The organism is Nocardia sp. NPDC050406 (genome assembly GCF_044459025.1).
Taxonomy (GTDB): domain Bacteria; phylum Actinomycetota; class Actinomycetes; order Mycobacteriales; family Mycobacteriaceae; genus Nocardia.
Genome location: NZ_JBITIM010000003.1, coordinates 670,354 through 688,419, shown reverse-complemented (window position 1 = coordinate 688,419; position 18,066 = coordinate 670,354). Strand labels below are relative to the sequence as shown.

Here is an 18,066-nt window from a genome sequence, read left to right as displayed (position 1 = left end):
GCTGTGCCGTTATCGGGCTCCGGTAGCGTGAGCAGGCATCTATCCACCGATTCGGCTTGGAGCTCTCCCCGACAATGACTGAACAGACCCCCAGCGGTGCCGGTGCGTCGTACGCGGCGGCCGGAGTCGATATCGAAGCCGGAGACCGGGCAGTAGAACTGTTCGCACCACTGGCCAAGAAGGCCAGCCGCCCCGAGGTTCAGGGCGGCCTCGGCGGCTTCGCCGGACTGTTCGCGCTCAAGGGTGGATACCGCGAGCCGCTGCTGGCCGCCTCCACCGACGGCGTCGGCACCAAGATCGCGGTCGCGCAGGCGCTCGACAAGCACGACACCCTCGGCCTCGATCTGGTCGCCATGGTCGTCGACGACCTGGTGGTGTGTGGCGCGGAACCGCTGTTCCTGCAGGACTACATCGCCGTCGGCCGCGTCGTGCCCGAGCGGGTCGCGCAGCTGGTGGCCGGTATCGCCGAGGGCTGTGTGCTGGCCGGTTGCGCCCTGCTCGGCGGCGAGACCGCCGAACACCCCGGCCTGATGGGGGTCGACGACTACGACCTGTCCGCCACCGGCGTCGGCGTGGTGGAGGCCGACGCCGTGCTCGGCCCCGATCGCGTGCGGCCCGGCGATGTGGTGATCGCCATGGGCGCGTCGGGTCTGCACTCCAATGGCTACAGCCTCGCGCGCAAGGTGCTGCTCGATATCGACCGCATGTCCCTCACCGGACATGTCGAGGAGTTCGGCCGCACCCTCGGCGAGGAGCTGCTCGAGCCGACCCGCATCTACGCCAAGGACTGCCTGGCGCTGATCGCCGAAACCGATGTGCGCACCTTCGCCCACGTCACCGGCGGCGGCCTGGCCAACAACCTGGCGCGCGTCCTGCCCGCGGGCATGGTCGCCGAGCTCGACCGCGGCACCTGGAACCCGGCCCCGGTCTTCAAGATGATCGCCCAGCGCGGCCGCGTCGAGCGCGCCGAGATGGAGAAGACCTTCAATATGGGCGTCGGCATGGTCGCCGTCGTGGCCCCCGAGGACGCCGACCGCGCCCTCGCGGTTCTCACCGCCCGCCACATCGACTGCTGGACCCTCGGCACCGTCAAGAAGGCCAAGGACGCCGACGCCGCCCGGGTCAACCTGGTGGGCGATCACCCGCGCTTCTGAGCCACCCGAGTCTCGTCCCCGACCCCTCATGGGGTCGGGGACGTTGCTTTGTTCGACCCGCTGTGCCTGGATCCGCTAGTGCGACAAGCGCATTGCGGTCCGCACGAGTTCGGGGTCGATGGGCCCGCCCGGCAGCGGGTGCGCGGCGTCGGCGCGCAGCCCGTCCAGCAGCACCGCGACGTGCCGCCGCCATGCCTCCGGCGCGGCCTCCCGGATCTCCTCGGTACCGCGCACGACCGACCAGAGCAGTAGCCCGATATCGGTGACATCCACGTCGGCGCGCAGTGCGCCGCTCTCCTGTGCCCGGCCCACCAGCTGTCGGAACAGTTGCTGGCCACGGGCTTTCGTCTGTTCGATGGGGCTGTCCGCCGCGAGTGAGCGCACACAGAGGTCGGTGAACCCGCGGTCGCGCGCCTGCGTTTCGGCCAACAGGAGCAGATGCTCCACGGCACCCCGGACGTGGTCGTCTACGGGCCCGGCGATGTCAGCCGCCTGCCGGTGGCGGCGCGATCGCTCGATGTCGACACCCTCGGCGCCTGGCTGCCGCTGCACCTGTTCACGCCGATTCGACTGCTGAACGCGCTACTGCCGGAGATGACCGAACGGGGTTCGGGCGCGGTCGTCTTCGCGCACGGCATCTCGGTGCGGCAGCCGATGCCCGCCCTGGCGAGCGTGAGCATTCCGCAGTCCGGATTGGTGAATTACCTACGCGCCCTGGACACCGAGGTGCGCGCTCGCGGCGTGCGGGTCGGCAGCCTGCAGATCGGTCGGCTGATCGAGGGCAGCGCCGCGGCGCGGCTGTTCGACAGCAGTCATTTCGACGGCGTCGACGTCGGCGAGGTGCAGCGGGTGCACCCTGATGTGCTGGCGCGGAACATTTCGAGATGGCGACGACCGATGTGGAGGTGGAGCGCGTCGCCTGAGATTCGCTGTCCGCGAGGTAGCCGGATAGCGAGAAGGCACCAGCGTCCGTCGCGGGGGCGAGGGACGCCGGTGTCTCGAGTTCGAGCCTTCTAGCGCCGAAGTGGTACGGCGGAACTACGTACTTAGGGGGAGGCCGGTACGGGCCTCCCCCTCACTACATAGATTCAGTCCGAGTCAGCGGCGCCAGTCGTCGTAGCTGTCTTCTTCTTCCCAGCTCGACAACTTGTCGTCCGCGTCGTGCTCGTCGGAAAGCACACCGCTCCGCTGCTGTGACGATCCGGGGTAGCTGCTGCTCCCGCCCGTCGACAGCTCGCGCTGAAGGCTCGCGAAGTCGGTTGGCGCGGAGCTGTACTTCAGCTCGCGTGCAACCTTGGTCTGCTTTGCCTTAGCCCGGCCACGGCCCATGGCTGACCCCCTCGCGTCACTGCGGGGCGGCCTGGGGTGGTTGGCGGCCCCGTTCGAATTAATATCTTCCTGACAGACACTTTAGCGTGTGTCAGGCGGTCGCGCTTCCAGGAGTGGGGGAAGAGCTTCGCGAGTGCCGCTCCGGCTGGGGGAACGAGCCGCTAGAGCAGGCCGGGGATTGCCCGAACGACGCCGACCCGGGCGCCGCCGCCCAAAACCGCGGGGGCCGCCAGCTCGGTGTGCGCGTCGGTCCAGTCGATGCCCATACGCTGCAGAATGGCCAGCGTCAGCGGTATCCGGGCGCGGTCGTGACCGTCGGTGATCTTGTAGGCGAAGGCGGAGCCGTCCGGTAGCGCACCCGCGTGCACGCCGTCCGCGCCGATCTTGCAGACCAGTCCGGGCGTTGCCGTCATCACGTGCAAATCTGGTCCGTCCGTGCCGGAAATCACTCGCGGATGGGCGCGAATCGCCTCCGCGACACGCCGTTCGGGCGAGCCGTCCGGGGCGGTGGCCATGGTCGCGTAGGCGCGGGCGAGATTCACCAGGGAGACCGGGACGATGGGCAGGCCGCACCCGTCGATGCCGAGATCGGTCTCCGGCTCACCGGTGATATCGGCGATGGTTTCGGTGACCGCCTGCTGCAACGGGTGCCCGACCTCCAGATAGCCGCGGGTGGGCCAGCCGTTGAGCTGACAGGTGGCGAGCATGGCGGCATGTTTGCCGGAGCAGTTCATGTAGATGCGGCGGGCGGCCTTGGCGCGATCGTGCCCGGCCAGGACATTGGCGCGGGCGTGCTCCTCCCACGGCAGATCCGGCGGGCATTCGAGATCGTCCTCGGTGAACCCGAAGCGGTCCAGCAGGCGCTGCACCAGATCGACATGGTCGGGCTCGCCGTAGTGCGAGGCGGTGGCGATGGCCAGTTCGGCGTCGTCGAGGGGTTCGAAGCCATTGCGCAGCAGGGTGATCGCCTGCATGGGCTTGTTGGTGGAGCGCGGGAAGATCGGGACGTGCACCTCGCCGAGCTCCACGACGGGGTCGCGGTCCGGGCCGATGATGACCAGCGATCCTCGGTGCACGCACTCTTGGAAACCGGATCGCACGACCTCGACGAGATCCACGCTCATGAGTTGGCTCCGTTCCGGCGGCGGTGGCGCTCGATCTGCATGCGGACATCATCGGAGATGCTGGGCTCGGCGGTGAGTAGCAGGTCCAGGCGGGACTGATCGCGGCCGACGAACAGATCGCGCACCGTGATGCCGTGCTCGGGAATGTGCACCACGCGGATCTCGTCACCCGCGCCGATGCTGCCTTCGGTGAGCACCCGCAGGTACGCGCCCGTATCCGCTCGCAGGGTGAAGCGTTTCACCCAGCGCTCCTCGCCGGACCAGTGCCCGAAGGTGGCGCACGGGACGCGCGGCGCGCTCACCTCGAGCAGGGTGTCGCCGATGGCCCAGCGCTCACCGAACACCGCATCGCTCACCGGCAGACCGGCGACGCGCAGGTTCTCGCCGAACCAGCCGTGCGGGAGTTCGCGGCCGAGCTCCTCGGCCCAGCGGGCGGCGTCGGCATCGGAGTAGGCGTAGACGGCCTGGTGTTCGCCGCCATGGTGTTTGGTATCGCAGACGTGGTCGCCGTCGAGGCTCAGCCGGTTCACCCGAACCCGGTGCGGCATGGGTCTTTTGTCGATGGCGGAGCGGCCCACCCGCCCGGGCACCTCGATATCGGCGTGCACGACGCAGACGGCCAGCAGTTGGCCGACCACACTGCGCCCGGCCGATTCGGTCTCGACGGAGCACAGGGCATCGGTCATCGGCCGCGCAACTTCTCGACGGCGAGCCGCCCGGCCTGCGGCTCGTCATGGGACGGAACGGAATCCGCGTCGATGGAGGCGGCGCAGGGACCGGCCTCCAGGGCGGTGTCGACGGGGATATTGCGTTTGATCAAGGCCAGCGCGATCGGGCCGTATTCGTAGTGGTCGACCACGGTGCCCAGGACGCCGACGGCGCGGCCCGCGGCGGTCACCGCGTCGCCCGGGACGGGACGGCCGTCCGCGGAGCCGTCGAGATGCAGCAGCACGAGGTGGCGCGGCGGCTTGCCGAGATTGTGGACGCGGGCCACCGTCTCCTGGCCTCGATAGCAGCCCTTGTTCAGGTGCACCGCACCGTATTCGGCGGGGCCGCCGATCCAGTTCACCTCGTGCGGGATGGTGCGCTCGTCGGTGTCGAGGCCGATGCGGGGGCGCAGGGCGGCGGCGCGCAGGGCCTCGAAGGCCCACATCCCGGCCGGTTCCGCGCCCGCGTCGCGCAGTGTGGTCCATCGGTCGGCGAGCTGGGCGCGGGGGATGACCAGGTCGAAGGAGTCGCTGGTGGGCCACGGCATCCGGCGTAGGAAACCGCCGCCGGGCAGCGGGACCGCCGCGTACACCTCGGGCAGGGCGGGGATGCCGAGGGTGTCGGTGAGGTCGGCCGCGCGCGGGCCGAGCAGGCTCAGCACCGCGTGGTCGGGGGCTGCCTCGGGCTTGGCGTCGGCCCAGAACACCATCTTCTGGAGGAAGGCCAGCAGGTCCGGGCCGCGCTGCGCCTCGGTGTCGATGAACAGCGTGCCGTCCAGATCGGTGAGCACGAAGTGATTGAGCACCCGGCCGTTCAGATCCAGGTCGAGATTCTCCGCCGACTGCCCGTCGCCCAATTGCGCGATGTGCTGGCTGGAGATGGTGTGCAGCCAGGTCAGCCGCTCTTTTCCGGTGATGGTGATGACGAATCGATGCGACCGATCCACCACCGCGACTCGCTGCGCCGCCGCCTTCTGCTCCCCGAATGGATCGCCGTAATGCCAGGCGACAGCGCTGTCGGGAGATTCGGGCAGCCCCGCGACCGCCCCTGGAAATTGGAGAATCGGACTTGGTGCAACCTCGGAGGACACATTCCCACGATAGGCGGTGTCGATCAAGTGGGTCCGTCCGCCTCCCCGCGGCCCGCGTCCTCGGATTCGCCAGCGAGGGCGGGAAAGGCCGCTTGGCACGGTTGCCGATTCGGTACCGGCTCGTCCGGAGCCGATCTGTCCTAGGCTCCCCTTTCATGGTGGAACGGGTTTTGGTAACTCTCGACGGCGCTATTCGGGATCCGGATGCGCCGTTGCTGTACGCGGACGATATCGGTGTGCTGCGCGGTGACGGCGTTTTCGAGACCGTGCTGGTGCGAGACGGGCAGCCGTGTGCGATCGAATCGCATCTGGCGCGACTACGGCGGTCCGCGGAGGCCCTGGAACTACCCGCACCGGATCTCGACGCGTGGCGCAGCGCGGTGCAGACGGCGGCCAAGGAATGGGGCGAGGGGCGCGAGGGTCTGTTGCGGATGGTGCTGACGCGCGGTCGCGACAGTGAGCTCGCGGGGCTCAGCGAACGCGCGGCAACCAAGGGGGATCTGTCCGGCGCGGAGGGTCCGTGGACCGGATACGTGCTGGTCATGCCGGTCGCCGAGCGGGTGAAAACCGCTCGCGCCGAAGGTGTTTCGGTGATCACGCTGTCGCGGGGCATTTCGGTGGATCTGGCGCAGGCCGCGCCGTGGCAGCTGCTCGGCGCGAAGACCCTGTCGTATGCGACGAATATGGCGGCGCTGCGCTTCGCCCACCGAATGGGCGCTGACGACGTGATTTTCACCAGTACCGAGCATCGGGTGCTGGAGGGTCCGCGCTCGAGCGTGGTGATCGTGCGCGACAAGCAGCTCATCACCCCGCCCGCCAAGATCGGCGTACTGCCCGGCACCACGCAGCGGGCGCTGTTCGCCGAGGCGGAGAAGGAGGGGTGGGAGTGCCTCTACAAACCGCTGTTCATCGCCGATCTCATTACGGCGGACAGTATTTGGATGCTCTCCAGCGCCACCCTTGCCGCGCGGGTGAACTCCCTCGACGGACTGCGGATGTCGGCCCCGGACCATGCTTCGGAGATCGTCGAATTGGTGGACCGAGGGGTGGCTCGACCGGGCAATATCGCCGATTGGTGAGTCGCCGTCACGGGTCAGCGAATATCTGGCATATTAACGCGCGTCACATGTCGATCTGATGCCCTTTGGGCGTAGTCTCGAAACGGGTACTACGTCATGTCGTAGATCGGCAGGGAGGTCGGATGAGCGTCGTCGACGTCGCACGCTGGCAGTTCGGAATCACCACCGTCTATCACTTCATCTTCGTGCCGCTCACGATCGGCCTCGCCCCGTTCGTCGCGGGCATGCAGACCGCATGGGTGATCACGGGGAAGGAGCATTGGAAGCGGCTCACCAAGTTCTTCGGAAAGCTCTTCCTGATCAACTTCGCCCTCGGCGTCGCCACCGGCATCGTCCAGGAATTCCAGTTCGGCATGGGCTGGAGCGAATACTCCCGATTCGTCGGGGACGTATTCGGCGCACCGCTGGCCATGGAGGCGCTGGTCGCCTTCTTCATGGAATCGACCTTCCTCGGCCTGTGGATATTCGGCTGGGACCGACTGCCGAAAAAGCTGCACCTGGCGTGCATCTGGCTGGTCGCGATAGGCACCAGCGCCTCGGCGTACTTCATCATCGCCGCCAACTCCTTCATGCAGCATCCGGTCGGCGCGCGGTACAACCCCGAGACCGGACGCGCGGAGCTGACCAGCATCTGGGAGGTCATCACCAATGTGACCACCCTGGCGGCCTTCCCGCACGTGATCGCCGGAGCGCTGCTCACCTCGGCCACCTTCGTCGCGGGCATCGCCGGATGGTGGATGGTCCGGAACATGCGCAAGGGCGACCCCGCCGGAATCGAGGACGCCAAGACCATGTGGCGGCCCGCCGCGCGCGTGGGGCTGTGGCTCATTCCGGTCGCCTGCATCGCGCTCATCTACACCGGTGACGTGCAGGGCAAGCTCATGTTCGAACAGCAGCCCATGAAGATGGCCTCGGCGGAATCGTTGTGCCACACCGAGACCGACCCCGACTTCTCCGTCCTCACCGTCGGCACGCACAACAACTGCGACAGCGTCGACCACCTCATCGAGGTGCCGTACGTGCTGCCGTGGCTGGCCAAGGGCGAGTTCTCCGGTGTGACGCTCGACGGCGTCAAGGACCTGCAGGTGTCCTACAACGAGCGGTTCGGGCCCGGCGACTACCGACCCAACCTGTTCGTGACCTACTGGACCTTCCGCGCCATGATCACGTGGATGGCGGGCTCGATCCTGTTGGCGCTCATCGGCTTCTGGGTGACTCGCCGCGGGCGGGTGCCGGACCAGAAGTGGTTCTCCTGGCTCGCGCTGCTCTCCATCGCCACCCCGTTCCTGGGCAACAGCGCCGGATGGGTGTTCACCGAGATGGGCCGCCAGCCGTGGGTGGTCGCGCCCAATCCGACCGGTGACCCGAGTATTCGAATGACGGTGCAGCAGGGCGTATCCGGGGTCTCGGCGGGCACCATCCTGACCTCGCTCATCGTCTTCACGCTGCTCTACGGTCTGCTCGCGGTCGCGTGGTTCTACCTGCAGCGGCGGTACGTGATCGCCGGACCGGAACCGGCCAGCACGGAATCCGACACCCCGAAGATGACCGGGGAACCCGTCGAGAAGCTTTCCTTCGCCTACTAGGAGACCCGGATGACTCTGCAAGTGTTCTGGTTTCTGCTGGTCGCCGTGCTCTTCATCGGCTACTTCGTGCTGGAGGGCTTCGACTACGGCGTCGGCATGCTCATGCCCATCATCGGGCGCAAGTCCGAGGTGAAACGGCGCGTGGTGCTCAACACCATCGGGCCGGTCTGGGACGGCAACGAGGTGTGGCTGCTCACGGCGGGCGGCGCCATGTTCGCGGCGTTCCCCGAGTGGTACGCGAGCCTGTTCTCCGGGTTCTACCTCGCGCTGCTGCTCATTCTGGTCGGGCTCATCACGCGGGCCTGCGCCATCGAATGGCGCAGCAAGATCAATGACGAGCGGTGGCGGGTCTGGTGCGATATCGGCATCGGGCTCGGGTCCTGGATTCCCGCTCTCGCATGGGGTTTGGCCTTCGCCAATATCGTGCGCGGCGTGAAGCTCAACGCGGACCGGCAGGTCGAGGGCAACCTGTTCGATCTGCTCAGCCCGTACGCGCTGCTCGGCGGGCTCACCACGCTGCTGCTGTTCCTGCTGCACGGGGCGATCTTCCTGTGCCTCAAGACCGGTGGTGAGGTGCGCGAGGATGCCCAGGCCGTGGTGCGCAAGATCTTCGTGCCGACCGCGGTGGTGGTGGCGGTGTTCGGATTCTGGACGCAGCTGTCCTACGGGCAGGGGTGGACCTGGATTCCGTTGGCGCTGGCCGTCATCGGCCTGGTGATCGCCGCGGTGGCCTACAACCAGGGCCGGGACGGCTGGGCGTTCACCGGTACCGCGCTGACCATTCTGTCGGCGACGACGCTGCTGTTCGGGGCGTTGTTCCCGGATGTGCTGCCCTCGACCATCGATCCGGCCTTCAGCCTCACCGTCGACGGTCGCGGCGGGACGGTCAGCGCCTCGTCGACGCATTACACGCTGGTGGTGATGAGTTGGGTCGCCGTGGTCATGGTGCCGATGGTGCTCATCTACCAGGCGTGGACGTACTGGGTATTCCGCAAGCGGCTCACCATGGAACAGATTCCCGATCCCATCGGGCTGCTCCCGGAGAAGGTGCGGAACTGACCCATGGCTCGACCGGTCGACCCGCGCCTGTGGCGACACGCCCGCTCGGCACGCAGGTATTTGGTGGCGAGCGTGGCGCTGTCGCTGGCGATCACCGGCTGCATCGTGATCGCGGCTCTGGCCCTGGCGCGGGTGTTGGCCGGTGTAATCACCGATCCGGACCGTCGCGATATCGGTTCGTGGACGGCCGAACTGGTGGTCTTCGCGCTCGCGGTGGGTGTGCGGGCCGCCGCCACCTGGTGGCAGGCGCGGCTCGCGCATCGTGCCGGGGCGCAGGTGGTGGCGGAGTTGGAGAGCGCGGTGGTGGCGGCCGGGGCGCAGCTGCCGCCGCGTGAACTGGAGTCTCGGCGTACCGAATTGGCGGTGGTGGCGGGTACCGGGCTGAGCGGGCTGCGGGCCTACCTCGCCGGATACCTGCCCGCACTGCTGCTTTCGGCGCTCGCACCGCCGATCGTGTTGGCGGTCATCGCCTTCCACGATCTGGTCTCCGGCGGCATCGTCTTCGTCACCCTGCCGCTCATCCCGATCTTCATGATCCTCATCGGCTTGCTCACCCAGGGCAAGTCCAAGGACACCCTGGCCGCGACGACCCGGCTGTCGGATCAGCTGCTGGACCTGTTCGCCGGAATGCCCACCCTGCGCGCCCTCGGCCGCGAATCCGGGCGGGCGGCGGAAACTACCGCCGCCCAGGACGATTCACCACGTACCACCATGTCGGGCCGTGTCCGCGACCTCGGCGACGCCCTGCACAAGCGCACCATGTCGGCCCTGCGCATAGCCTTCCTCTCCTCGATGGTCCTGGAGATGCTCGCCACCCTCTGCGTGGCCTTGGTCGCCGTCTCCATCGGCATGCGGCTGGTCTTCGGCAACATGGGCCTCTACGCGGGCTTGGTGGCCCTGATCCTGGCCCCGGAGGTCTACCTGCCGCTGCGCATGGTGGGGGAGCGCTTCCACGCCGCCCAGGACGGAATGGCCGCGGCCGACAAGGCATTCGCGATCCTCGAACCCGAGGAACCCGGCAAGGAAACCGGTGCGCGGCCGCAGCTGCTGGCCGAACGCCGCCCCAGCCCAGCTGTGGTGGACCACACCGGAGCCGCCCGCCCCGCGGCGGCGGCCTCAACCGGAGCTGGCCACCTCGATACGGCGGCCTCAACCGGAGCTGGCCACCTCGATACGGCGGACTCACCCGGAGATGGCAGCCTCGTCTCGGCGTCCGCGCCCGATCCGTCCGTTGCCGCACCGGCGCGAGAGTGCCCTGGACGTATAGAGATTCGTGGACTCTCTATTGCCGCCCGGCACGGGTTCGCGCCGGACGCACTGTCGGCGGTGCTGCGACCGGGTGCGGTGACGGTGCTCGCCGGTCCGAACGGCTGCGGGAAATCCACGGCGCTGCAAGCAATCCTGGGCTTGATCACTCCTGATCAGGGTTTGGTGACCGTGGATGGACGCGCGATCGCCGACCTCGACGCCGACCGCTGGTGGTCCCACGTCGCCTGGCTGCCACAGCGCCCCGTCCTCATCCCCGGCACGCTCCGCGAGAACCTCGAACTCCTCGGTGCCCCCGCCGGACCCGAAGAGGTCACGGCAGCCTGTGCCGCAACAGGTTTCGACGCGGTACTCGCCGAACTCCCCGACGGCTGGGACACCACGGTCGGCACCGGCGGCATCGGCCTATCTCTCGGCCAGCGCCAGCGCCTCGCCCTGACCAGGACCCTCGCCGCCCAACGCCAGGTGCTACTCCTCGACGAACCCACAGCCCATCTCGACGACGCCAGCGAGGCAACGGTTCTCGCCGCCTTGGTGGCGCGTGCGCGAGCCGGTGCCACCGTGGTGATCGTCGGCCACCGCGCGAGCGTGCTGGCAATCGCCGACCACGTGGTCGAGGTCAAGGCCACGACAACCGGTGGGGGTAACCCGGTCCCAGGTGGCGACCTAGGCGACGGAGGGTCGACGTCCGGCGGTCCGCGTAGTGACGCCGCGACGGGTGCGTATGCGGCCCACGTCGACGAGAACCCTGTGCACGGGAAGTCGGCGACCGCGGATGCGAGTCGGCTCGCTGTGGAACCGGGAACCTCCGCCACCGCCGATGGTCACTCTGCCCCGGGTGACAGCGGAGAGCGTCCCGCCGATACGGGCGACGACGGGACCGGCGGTCCGCCCAGCGCCGTCGCGGCGGGTGCGGCCCGTCTCGACGCGAGGCCCGTGCACAAGGAGTCGGACAGCGCGGAGGCGGGACGGCGCGCTGCCGAGGCGGATAGCTCGGTCGCGGACGGCGGGAGTGCGGTTGTCCCTGAAAGTGCCGCCGCTCCGGGCGTCACAGGAGCGAACAACCATGGAACACAGCGGCCTTCGCGTGTGGCGAGTCATGGCGGCTCGGCGTCCGACCGGCCTGTCGGCGGTACCGGGACGGAGGATGGTTCGACCCGTCGCGACGAGGGTCCCGCTCGTAGGGAGTCGCGTAGTGCGGAGTCGGGTGGGCGCGGTGGCGAACCGGGAACCTCCGCCGCGACTGGCCGCATCACAGATGTTCCTGAGAGCGACGCTCGTTCGCACGGCGTTGCGGCGAACGAGCCTGGAGCACAGCGGCCTTCGAATGTGGCGAGTCGTGGCGGTGCGGTGTCCGGGGGATCGGGCTGCGATACCGCCGAGGTGGGAGTGCGATGAAGGCTGTGCTGGCCGAGTTTCGGCGGATTCGCGAATTGCTCGAATTGTCGCGGTGGCGAATGACGGTTTCCGTCGGCTGGGGAGTGCTCGCACTCGGCAGTGGGCTGGGGCTCGCCGCCCTGGCGGCGTGGCTGATCGCTCGCGCTTGGCAGATGCCGCCGGTGCTGGATCTGAGCATTGCCGTGGTAACCGTTCGGGCGCTGGGTATTTCGCGCGGATTGTGCCGTTATCTGGAGCGACTGGCTACCCACGATGTGGCGCTGCGGGCCATGAGTACCGCGCGCACGACGACTTACCGGACCTTGGCGGCGGCTGATATCTGGCGGCCGCGTCGCAGTGCGGCCGCGGTTCTCGCGGCAGGCGGGTTCGGTGGGACCGGTACCAAGGGCGCGGCGACAGGGGTCGGCTCCGATGTTTCTGCGCGGCAGGGGGATCCGACGCAGTTGCGGCGGGGAGATCTGCTCGGGCGGGTAATGGGGGATATCGATGATCTCGGGGCCGTGGTGGTGCGGGCCTTCGTGCCCCTTGCCGTGGCGGTGATTCTGGCGATCTTCGCGGTGGGGCTGCTCCTGCCGATTTCGGTGCCCGCCGCCATGATTCTCGCGGCGGCGCTGGCGGTGGCGGGGATTGTCGCGCCGTGGCTTTCGGCGCGGGCCGCGCGGGAGGCCGAGGTGGCGGTGCGGATGGATCGGACCGAGTTCACCGCCGCCGCCTTGACCGTGCTCGACCACGCGCCCGAACTGCGGGTGGCCGGACGGCTCGATACGGCGCTGGCGGTTGCGGAAGATGCGGGGCGGAGGGGTGTCGCGGCCGAGGACAAGGCGGCCTCCCGCAGTGCCTGGGCCGCCGCCGCGACGCCGCTGTCGATCGGCGTGAGCGTGCTCGGCGCGCTGCTCATCGGAATCGTGTTGTACGGCACGGGAACCGGTGTGCCCACGAAGGGCTTCCAGACCATCGAGCCGGGCGGCATCTCGCCCATGGCGCTGGCGGTGATGGTGCTCCTGCCGCTCTCGGCCTTCGAGGCGGTAGGGGTGCTGCCCGCCGCGGCGCAGGCGCTCACCAACGGTCGTGCCGCCCTGCGCCGCATCACCGCTCTAGAACAGGGCGAAACCGACAGTCCCCGAATGGATCTGCCCGCCCTGCCGGACGGCCAGCGCATCGCGGTGATCGGCCCGAGCGGTACCGGTAAGACCACCCTGCTCATGTCCTGGGCGGGCCTGTTCGACACCCCGCGCCCCGACACCACCTTCTTCGCCGAGGACGCCCACATCTTCGGCACCAGCGTCCTGGAGAACCTGCGCGTGGCGCGCGGCGACATCACCGAGGCCGAGGCCGAAGCCGCCTTGCACGCGGTCGGAGCCGGACCCTGGCTGGACACGCTGCCCGAGGGCGTGCACACAGAACTGGTGGGCGGCGCGGCGGCGGTCTCCGGTGGTCAGCGCCGCCGCATCCTGCTCGCCCGCGCCCTGCTCTCCCCGGCCCGCATCGTGCTCCTGGACGAACCCACCGAACACCTGGAGGCCGAGGCCGGAGCGGAGCTGCTGCGCCGCCTGCTCGATCGCTCCAGCGGCCTGGTCGAGCCCGACCGCACCGTCGTCGTGGTCACCCACCAGCTCCCGACGAATCACCACGCGGACATCATCGTTCGCGTCGGGCCGAATTCCAAGGTCGAGATCGAGCGCTTTATTCCCGCCTGACCTGCGTGTTCGCGGTCCGAGAAAATACGTTGCCGCCTGCGCGAACCCCCACTAAGTTCGTCTGTACACGGGAAAGGAGGTGGTTCGAGAAATGGTTATTTCTAGGACGCGTGAGGTGGCTGCCAGCTAGGCGCTACCGCTGCAGCGGATTCCGTTTCGCGCGAAGCGCCCAGCGAATCCCAGGCAGTCACCCGGCCCCCGAGTCTCCGATCCGTCCTGATCGGAATCCGCGTAGAAGTTGCATCCGCGGAAATGACTCGGGGGCCGTACCTATTTCAGTAGGTACGGCCCCCGGGCCCGGAAAAGAATCAGATCAGCCGATGTAGCGCTGCAACCTCGCCGACAGACGCGGCTCCAGTGCGCCGTCCGCGGCAATGCGCTCCTCGACATAGCCGAGGTCGCCGCCCTCGACGATCCCGTACAGCCGCTTCGCGCCGCCGACCACGATGCCGGACTGGCTGCGAATGACCACATCGGTCGCGAGTTCCCAGGACGACTGGGTCAGGGCCTGGCCGTAGAAGAGCTCCACGATGCCCGAGGAGTGGGTGAGCAGCAGCTCCAGCACCTCGTCGTCACCGTCGATGCCGACCCGCCAGAAGCCGCTCTCGCGCAGGTCCGGCCCACCGTAGGAGCCGTCCTCGGAGATCACCCAGGAGCGCGACTCCCAGGTGAGATAGTCACCGCCGTCGTGCGAGACGATGATCTGCTGCCCGAACCGGTAGTCCGTGCCGTGCTCCGGATCGTGGCCCTCGCCCTCACCGCGCCACACGCCGACCAGCGGCAGCAGCGCGAGCATGGAGGAGCTCAGATCGGGACCCTGGCGCAGATTGGCGGTGTCCTCGGGCAGCGGGAGACCGGGCAGCGAGGGAACGTTCAGCCCGCCGGTCGATTTCGCCTTCTCGGCGGCCTCGGCCACGGCTTGATCACCGCTGCGGCGCGCAGCGGTGGAATCCGGCGACGATCCATTGAGAACGCCGTTGTCGGAGTTCTCGCTCGCCGACTCGCTCACGACTCGGTGAACAGCCGGTAGAGGACGTACAGACCGAACCACGCGATCAGTACGGAGACGAGAACCAGCAAAATCTCGAAGGCAAGAACCACGATCCGGAGTCTAGTAGCAGAAGATTCCGGGCGCGAAAACGGCCCCGGGAAAACGATTCCCGGGGCCGTATCCATGTCCACACCCTCGAGGTGAGGTGTCGAGGACCGCGTCCCCGACGGATTTCCGCCTTACTTGGCGACCTGGACGTCCACGCTGTGGATGCCCGCGCCTTCCGGCTTCACCTCGGCGGAACCATTGCCGGACGACGAGAGCGCCCGCACGGTCCACGCGCCCGGAGCGGCGAAGAAACGGAAGTCACCGGTGCCCGACGCCACGACCTCGGCGGTGAAATCGCCATTGCCGTCGAGCAGGCGCACGAACGCGCCACCGACGGTCTGGCCGTCAGCGGTCAGCACGCGACCGGTGATGACCGTCTCCTTCTCCACGTCGACTCCGGCGGGGATTGCCTGACCCTGGGTAGGTGCTGCACACATGTTCTCTTACGCTCCCAACTCGATCGGTGCACCGACGAGGGAGCCGTACTCGGTCCAGCTCCCGTCGTAGTTCTTGACGTTCTTGTGGCCCAGCAGCTCCTGCAGCACGAACCAGGTGTGCGAGGAGCGCTCGCCGATACGGCAGTAGGCGATGGTCTCCTTCTCACCGTCGAGACCGGCCTCCTTGTACAGGGTGGCCAGTTCCTCGTCGGACTTGAAGGTGCCGTCCTCGTTCGCGGCCTTGGACCACGGCACGTTGATGGCCGAGGGCACGTGGCCCGGACGCTGCGACTGCTCCTGCGGCAGGTGCGCGGGGGCCAGGATCTTGCCCGAGAACTCATCGGGGGAACGCACGTCGACCAGGTTCTTGGTGCCGATGGCGGCGATGACCTCGTCACGGAACGCGCGGATGCTCAGGTCCTGCTCACCGGCCTTGTAGCTGGTGGCCGGGCGGCTCACGGCATCGCGCGAGAGCGGACGGCCGTCGAGCTCCCACTTCTTGCGGCCGCCGTCGAGCAGCTTCACGTCCTGGTGGCCGTAGAGCTTGAAGTACCAGTAGGCGTAGGCGGCGAACCAGTTGTTGTTGCCGCCGTAGAGCACCACGGTGTCGTCGTTGGAGATACCGCGGGCGGACAGCAGGTCGGAGAACTGCTCCCGGTTCACGAAATCACGACGGACGTGATCCTGGAGGTCTTCCTTCCAGTCGATCTTGACGGCACCTTCGATGTGGCCCGTGTCGTAGGCGGAGGTGTCCTCGTCGACCTCGACGATGACCACGCCCGGGGCGTTGAGGTTCTCTTCGACCCAGTCAGCGGAGACCAGGACATCGGAGCGAGCCATGTTGTTCCTTTCGATGATTTGCCGGGGTCAGGCGGTGGGATTGGTGTTGCTCGGCACGGCTTTCGGAAGAATCCGCGTGACGATGGGGTAGAGCTTGCAGCCCAGGCAGATGCCGAACGCGGCGTTCAGGAACGCCGCGAACAGCGCAAAGCCGGTGAATACCGCACCGGCGACGGAGTTGGCGGAGGCGAACCCGAGTACGCCGAGCACGGCGAAGATCAGGCCCACCAGTTGGGCGAACCGCAGTGGCGCAACGGGTTCCAGCTCGGGGGCCGGACCGATGCGGGGCAGCACCAGGTTCTTGTAGACCAGCCCGTAGGGGCTGCGGGACGGACCCTGCCACGCGCCGAGCGCGAAGACCACGGCCTGCGCGGCCAGTACAACGGCGGCCGCGGTGGCGGAGAAGGCGGCGAGAATCAGTACCAGGACCAGCACGCCGGTGGTGAGCCAGGCGGCGAACCGGGGTCCGCGGACGTCTACCTGACCGGAAGGTATTCGCGTACCGACCGGTTGGACGTTGGGGGGATTACTGTGCGACATGTTCGAGCTCCTGCGCTGAGGGATTTCAGTTGGCCAGATCGCCGGAAATCACAGGGGATCTCACGTACGGCGGACAAATCCGGTCGGCGACAGAAAGATTCGAAAGGCCGACCGGCTAGCGGCACAGGCAGCAACAACCACCGAGGCGGCACAGGTCTACCGTGCGGCGTCGGGTGAGCATCAGCTCGCGGTTGGATTGCACGGGTTGGAGTTTACCCGGTTTTTCGGGGAAATTGGACGCGGGGTCCGTAATGCTGGTCACTCCGCGGCATTCGGCCTGGTTAGCGGGGTCAAGGCGGTGCGAAGACCGGCGGCCTTGGGAACCCCGGAGATACGGAAGCGCTCGACACCCGCCGCGTCGAAGACGAACGTGGTCGGCAGGGACAGCACCGAGAGCTCCTTGGCCAAGGCCGGGTCGGCGTCGATGTCGACCTCGATATCGAGCGGAACCGCTGGGGCGTCGGCGAATTCGGCGACCACGGCCGCCACCACCCGCCGGACCGCGGCGCAGGGGCCACACCAGTCGGCCGAGAAGTGCAGTACGGCAGGCCGATTCGGAACGAGCCCGGCGGCGGCCAGGAGTTCGGCGCGGCTCGCGGAGCCGTCCGTCGCATCGTCGGTTCGGGCGGGAGTCACGGTGCGGACCCGACCCTCGTTGCGGCGCACCAGGATTCCGATGACCACCGCGGCGGCCACGGCCAGCACGAGGACGGCCGCCTCGATCATGGCTGCTGCAACCGGTCCAGGTCGATGGTGACGTTCTTGCCGCGGCCCTCCACCATGATCTGCCCGCCGACGGCCTCGACCTTGGCCGGGCGCACGCCGAAGGGCAGGTCGCGGGTGTCGATGGTGCGGGTGAACCAGGCCAGCACCTGCTCGCGCGGCAGCTCCGGCAGGACGGCGGCCGGGATGGCCGTGTTCTCCTGGCCGCGGTACAGGTCGATGGCCACGATCTGGATCTGCCCCTCGGCGTCCAGGCGCAGGTCGGCGAGGACGCTCACCAGTTGGCCCTTGGTGGCGTTGGCCCCGGTGACGCTGTCGGTGGTGCGCGGCGGGACGGTGCCGGTCAGGACGATCGGCCCGGTGGTGGTCAGACCCGTGCCGCCCGAGCCGCCGGAGCCGTCCGACTTGTCCGCGGGCGGGCCGAAGACCTGGAGATCCGGAATCTTGAACAGCCGTCCCAGCTCGGTCGGCTCGATGCGCATACGCGCCTCGACGGTGTCCACCGGCACCGTGCTCACATTGCCGTCGACCAGATCCGACATCGACAGCCGCATACCGTCCAGGCTCGCCTCGACCATGATCTCGCCCGGAATATCGGGCCGCATGGCCCGCGCCCGAATGTCGACATCCTCGAACGTGCCGTTCAGCGCCTGCGCCACGAAGGGGAACCCGTGAAAGGTGACCTCGGGATCCGCACTCAGATCCGAGCCTTCGCGCAACATGCGCGACACCCGGTACTCGGAGTAGGCGGCCGCTCCGAAGTCCAGCACCACCGCCAGCCCTGCCAGGCAGAGCAGCCCGATGATCACCCTGCGGAACCTCATGCCCTGCACCCTAACGGGTGCCGCGAGCGAGAGCCGCCTCGCGGCCAGCCGCCGCCGGTGCGGGCGCGCCCACATATAGAAAGGAGCGCGCGGCGATGCGGCGGCGTCGATCG

17 protein-coding genes and 1 pseudogene are annotated in these 18,066 nt (G+C 68.2%); 7 read left to right on the top strand and 11 right to left on the bottom strand.

Annotated features, from left to right (window positions below; genetic code table 11):
• Positions 1-74: 74 nt before the first annotated feature.
• On the top strand, positions 75-1,154 hold the full coding sequence (gene purM, locus ACIBH2_RS26535; protein WP_397122155.1) for a phosphoribosylformylglycinamidine cyclo-ligase: 1,080 nt from the start codon (positions 75-77) through the stop codon (positions 1,152-1,154).
• 75 nt (positions 1,155-1,229) lie between these two features.
• Here purM and ACIBH2_RS26530 read toward each other — a convergent pair whose 3' ends face one another.
• On the bottom strand, positions 1,230-1,601 hold the full coding sequence (locus ACIBH2_RS26530) for a hypothetical protein (RefSeq protein ID WP_397122153.1): 372 nt from the start codon (positions 1,599-1,601) through the stop codon (positions 1,230-1,232).
• Between ACIBH2_RS26530 and ACIBH2_RS26525 the strand changes: the two genes are divergently transcribed.
• Positions 1,593-2,171, top strand: a complete 579-nt coding sequence (locus ACIBH2_RS26525) for a hypothetical protein (protein WP_397122151.1) — start codon at positions 1,593-1,595, stop codon at positions 2,169-2,171. The genes ACIBH2_RS26530 and ACIBH2_RS26525 overlap by 9 nt on opposite strands.
• Positions 2,172-2,252: 81 nt before the next feature.
• Here the strand turns inward: ACIBH2_RS26525 and ACIBH2_RS26520 are convergent, their stop codons facing one another.
• From ACIBH2_RS26520 to ACIBH2_RS26505, 4 genes are all read right to left on the bottom strand, one after another.
• Positions 2,253-2,483 (bottom strand): DUF3073 domain-containing protein, encoded by a 231-nt coding sequence (locus tag ACIBH2_RS26520; RefSeq protein WP_397122149.1) that lies wholly within the window; start codon positions 2,481-2,483, stop codon positions 2,253-2,255.
• A gap of 161 nt (positions 2,484-2,644) precedes the next feature.
• Complete coding sequence (locus ACIBH2_RS26515) at positions 2,645-3,607, bottom strand: asparaginase (protein WP_397122147.1); 963 nt, start codon at positions 3,605-3,607, stop codon at positions 2,645-2,647.
• Positions 3,604-4,293 (bottom strand): MOSC domain-containing protein, encoded by a 690-nt coding sequence (locus ACIBH2_RS26510; protein ID WP_397122145.1) that lies wholly within the window; start codon positions 4,291-4,293, stop codon positions 3,604-3,606. Before ACIBH2_RS26510 ends, ACIBH2_RS26515 begins: the two co-directional genes overlap by 4 nt.
• Positions 4,290-5,405, bottom strand: a complete 1,116-nt coding sequence (locus tag ACIBH2_RS26505; RefSeq protein ID WP_397122143.1) for a YgfZ/GcvT domain-containing protein — start codon at positions 5,403-5,405, stop codon at positions 4,290-4,292. Before ACIBH2_RS26505 ends, ACIBH2_RS26510 begins: the two co-directional genes overlap by 4 nt.
• A gap of 155 nt (positions 5,406-5,560) precedes the next feature.
• Here ACIBH2_RS26505 and ACIBH2_RS26500 point away from each other — a divergent pair, with 155 nt between their 5' ends.
• The 5 genes and pseudogenes from ACIBH2_RS26500 (at position 5,561) to ACIBH2_RS26480 (ending at position 13,490) form a co-directional block, all read left to right on the top strand.
• Positions 5,561-6,484: an aminodeoxychorismate lyase gene (locus ACIBH2_RS26500; RefSeq protein ID WP_397122141.1), complete on the top strand. Its 924-nt coding sequence runs from the start codon at positions 5,561-5,563 to the stop codon at positions 6,482-6,484.
• A gap of 122 nt (positions 6,485-6,606) precedes the next feature.
• Positions 6,607-8,070 carry a cytochrome ubiquinol oxidase subunit I gene (locus ACIBH2_RS26495; protein ID WP_397122139.1) on the top strand — a complete coding sequence of 488 codons (1,464 nt, stop codon included), beginning with the start codon at positions 6,607-6,609 and terminating at the stop codon, positions 8,068-8,070.
• Between the two features lie 9 nt (positions 8,071-8,079).
• A complete protein-coding gene (gene cydB, locus ACIBH2_RS26490; protein ID WP_397122137.1) occupies positions 8,080-9,129 on the top strand; it encodes a cytochrome d ubiquinol oxidase subunit II in 1,050 nt (349 codons plus the stop codon).
• A 3-nt stretch (positions 9,130-9,132) separates the two neighbouring features.
• A pseudogene (cydD, locus tag ACIBH2_RS26485) lies at positions 9,133-11,022 on the top strand (thiol reductant ABC exporter subunit CydD); the annotation flags it as partial.
• 767 nt (positions 11,023-11,789) lie between these two features.
• Positions 11,790-13,490 carry an ATP-binding cassette domain-containing protein gene (locus tag ACIBH2_RS26480; protein ID WP_397122135.1) on the top strand — a complete coding sequence of 567 codons (1,701 nt, stop codon included), beginning with the start codon at positions 11,790-11,792 and terminating at the stop codon, positions 13,488-13,490.
• A gap of 313 nt (positions 13,491-13,803) precedes the next feature.
• Here ACIBH2_RS26480 and ACIBH2_RS26475 read toward each other — a convergent pair whose 3' ends face one another.
• From ACIBH2_RS26475 to ACIBH2_RS26450, 6 genes are all read right to left on the bottom strand, one after another.
• Positions 13,804-14,499 carry an FABP family protein gene (locus tag ACIBH2_RS26475; protein WP_397122133.1) on the bottom strand — a complete coding sequence of 232 codons (696 nt, stop codon included), beginning with the start codon at positions 14,497-14,499 and terminating at the stop codon, positions 13,804-13,806.
• A 221-nt stretch (positions 14,500-14,720) separates the two neighbouring features.
• A complete protein-coding gene (locus ACIBH2_RS26470) occupies positions 14,721-15,026 on the bottom strand; it encodes a DUF1416 domain-containing protein (protein ID WP_397122131.1) in 306 nt (101 codons plus the stop codon).
• A 6-nt stretch (positions 15,027-15,032) separates the two neighbouring features.
• Positions 15,033-15,866, bottom strand: coding sequence for a sulfurtransferase (locus ACIBH2_RS26465; protein ID WP_397122129.1), 834 nt, complete (start codon positions 15,864-15,866; stop codon positions 15,033-15,035).
• Between the two features lie 27 nt (positions 15,867-15,893).
• Positions 15,894-16,406 carry a DUF4395 domain-containing protein gene (locus ACIBH2_RS26460; protein ID WP_397122127.1) on the bottom strand — a complete coding sequence of 171 codons (513 nt, stop codon included), beginning with the start codon at positions 16,404-16,406 and terminating at the stop codon, positions 15,894-15,896.
• A gap of 258 nt (positions 16,407-16,664) precedes the next feature.
• Positions 16,665-17,132, bottom strand: a complete 468-nt coding sequence (locus ACIBH2_RS26455) for a thioredoxin family protein (protein WP_397122125.1) — start codon at positions 17,130-17,132, stop codon at positions 16,665-16,667.
• On the bottom strand, positions 17,129-17,953 hold the full coding sequence (locus tag ACIBH2_RS26450; protein WP_397122123.1) for an LmeA family phospholipid-binding protein: 825 nt from the start codon (positions 17,951-17,953) through the stop codon (positions 17,129-17,131). Before ACIBH2_RS26450 ends, ACIBH2_RS26455 begins: the two co-directional genes overlap by 4 nt.
• Positions 17,954-18,066: the final 113 nt, after the last annotated feature.

What these genes read in the sequence shown, in the direction of transcription:
- purM (WP_397122155.1), top strand. Translation starts at nt 75, where the DNA reads ATGACTGAACAGACCCCCAGCGGTGCCGGTGCGTCGTACGCGGCGGCC.
- ACIBH2_RS26525 (WP_397122151.1), top strand. Translation starts at nt 1,593, where the DNA reads ATGCTCCACGGCACCCCGGACGTGGTCGTCTACGGGCCCGGCGATGTC.
- ACIBH2_RS26520 (WP_397122149.1), bottom strand. Translation starts at nt 2,483, where the DNA reads ATGGGCCGTGGCCGGGCTAAGGCAAAGCAGACCAAGGTTGCACGCGAG.
- ACIBH2_RS26515 (WP_397122147.1), bottom strand. Translation starts at nt 3,607, where the DNA reads ATGAGCGTGGATCTCGTCGAGGTCGTGCGATCCGGTTTCCAAGAGTGC.
- ACIBH2_RS26510 (WP_397122145.1), bottom strand. Translation starts at nt 4,293, where the DNA reads ATGACCGATGCCCTGTGCTCCGTCGAGACCGAATCGGCCGGGCGCAGT.
- ACIBH2_RS26500 (WP_397122141.1), top strand. Translation starts at nt 5,561, where the DNA reads ATGGTGGAACGGGTTTTGGTAACTCTCGACGGCGCTATTCGGGATCCG.
- ACIBH2_RS26495 (WP_397122139.1), top strand. Translation starts at nt 6,607, where the DNA reads ATGAGCGTCGTCGACGTCGCACGCTGGCAGTTCGGAATCACCACCGTC.
- cydB (WP_397122137.1), top strand. Translation starts at nt 8,080, where the DNA reads ATGACTCTGCAAGTGTTCTGGTTTCTGCTGGTCGCCGTGCTCTTCATC.
- ACIBH2_RS26480 (WP_397122135.1), top strand. Translation starts at nt 11,790, where the DNA reads ATGAAGGCTGTGCTGGCCGAGTTTCGGCGGATTCGCGAATTGCTCGAA.
- ACIBH2_RS26470 (WP_397122131.1), bottom strand. Translation starts at nt 15,026, where the DNA reads ATGTGTGCAGCACCTACCCAGGGTCAGGCAATCCCCGCCGGAGTCGAC.
- ACIBH2_RS26465 (WP_397122129.1), bottom strand. Translation starts at nt 15,866, where the DNA reads ATGGCTCGCTCCGATGTCCTGGTCTCCGCTGACTGGGTCGAAGAGAAC.
- ACIBH2_RS26460 (WP_397122127.1), bottom strand. Translation starts at nt 16,406, where the DNA reads ATGTCGCACAGTAATCCCCCCAACGTCCAACCGGTCGGTACGCGAATA.
- ACIBH2_RS26455 (WP_397122125.1), bottom strand. Translation starts at nt 17,132, where the DNA reads ATGATCGAGGCGGCCGTCCTCGTGCTGGCCGTGGCCGCCGCGGTGGTC.
- ACIBH2_RS26450 (WP_397122123.1), bottom strand. Translation starts at nt 17,953, where the DNA reads ATGAGGTTCCGCAGGGTGATCATCGGGCTGCTCTGCCTGGCAGGGCTG.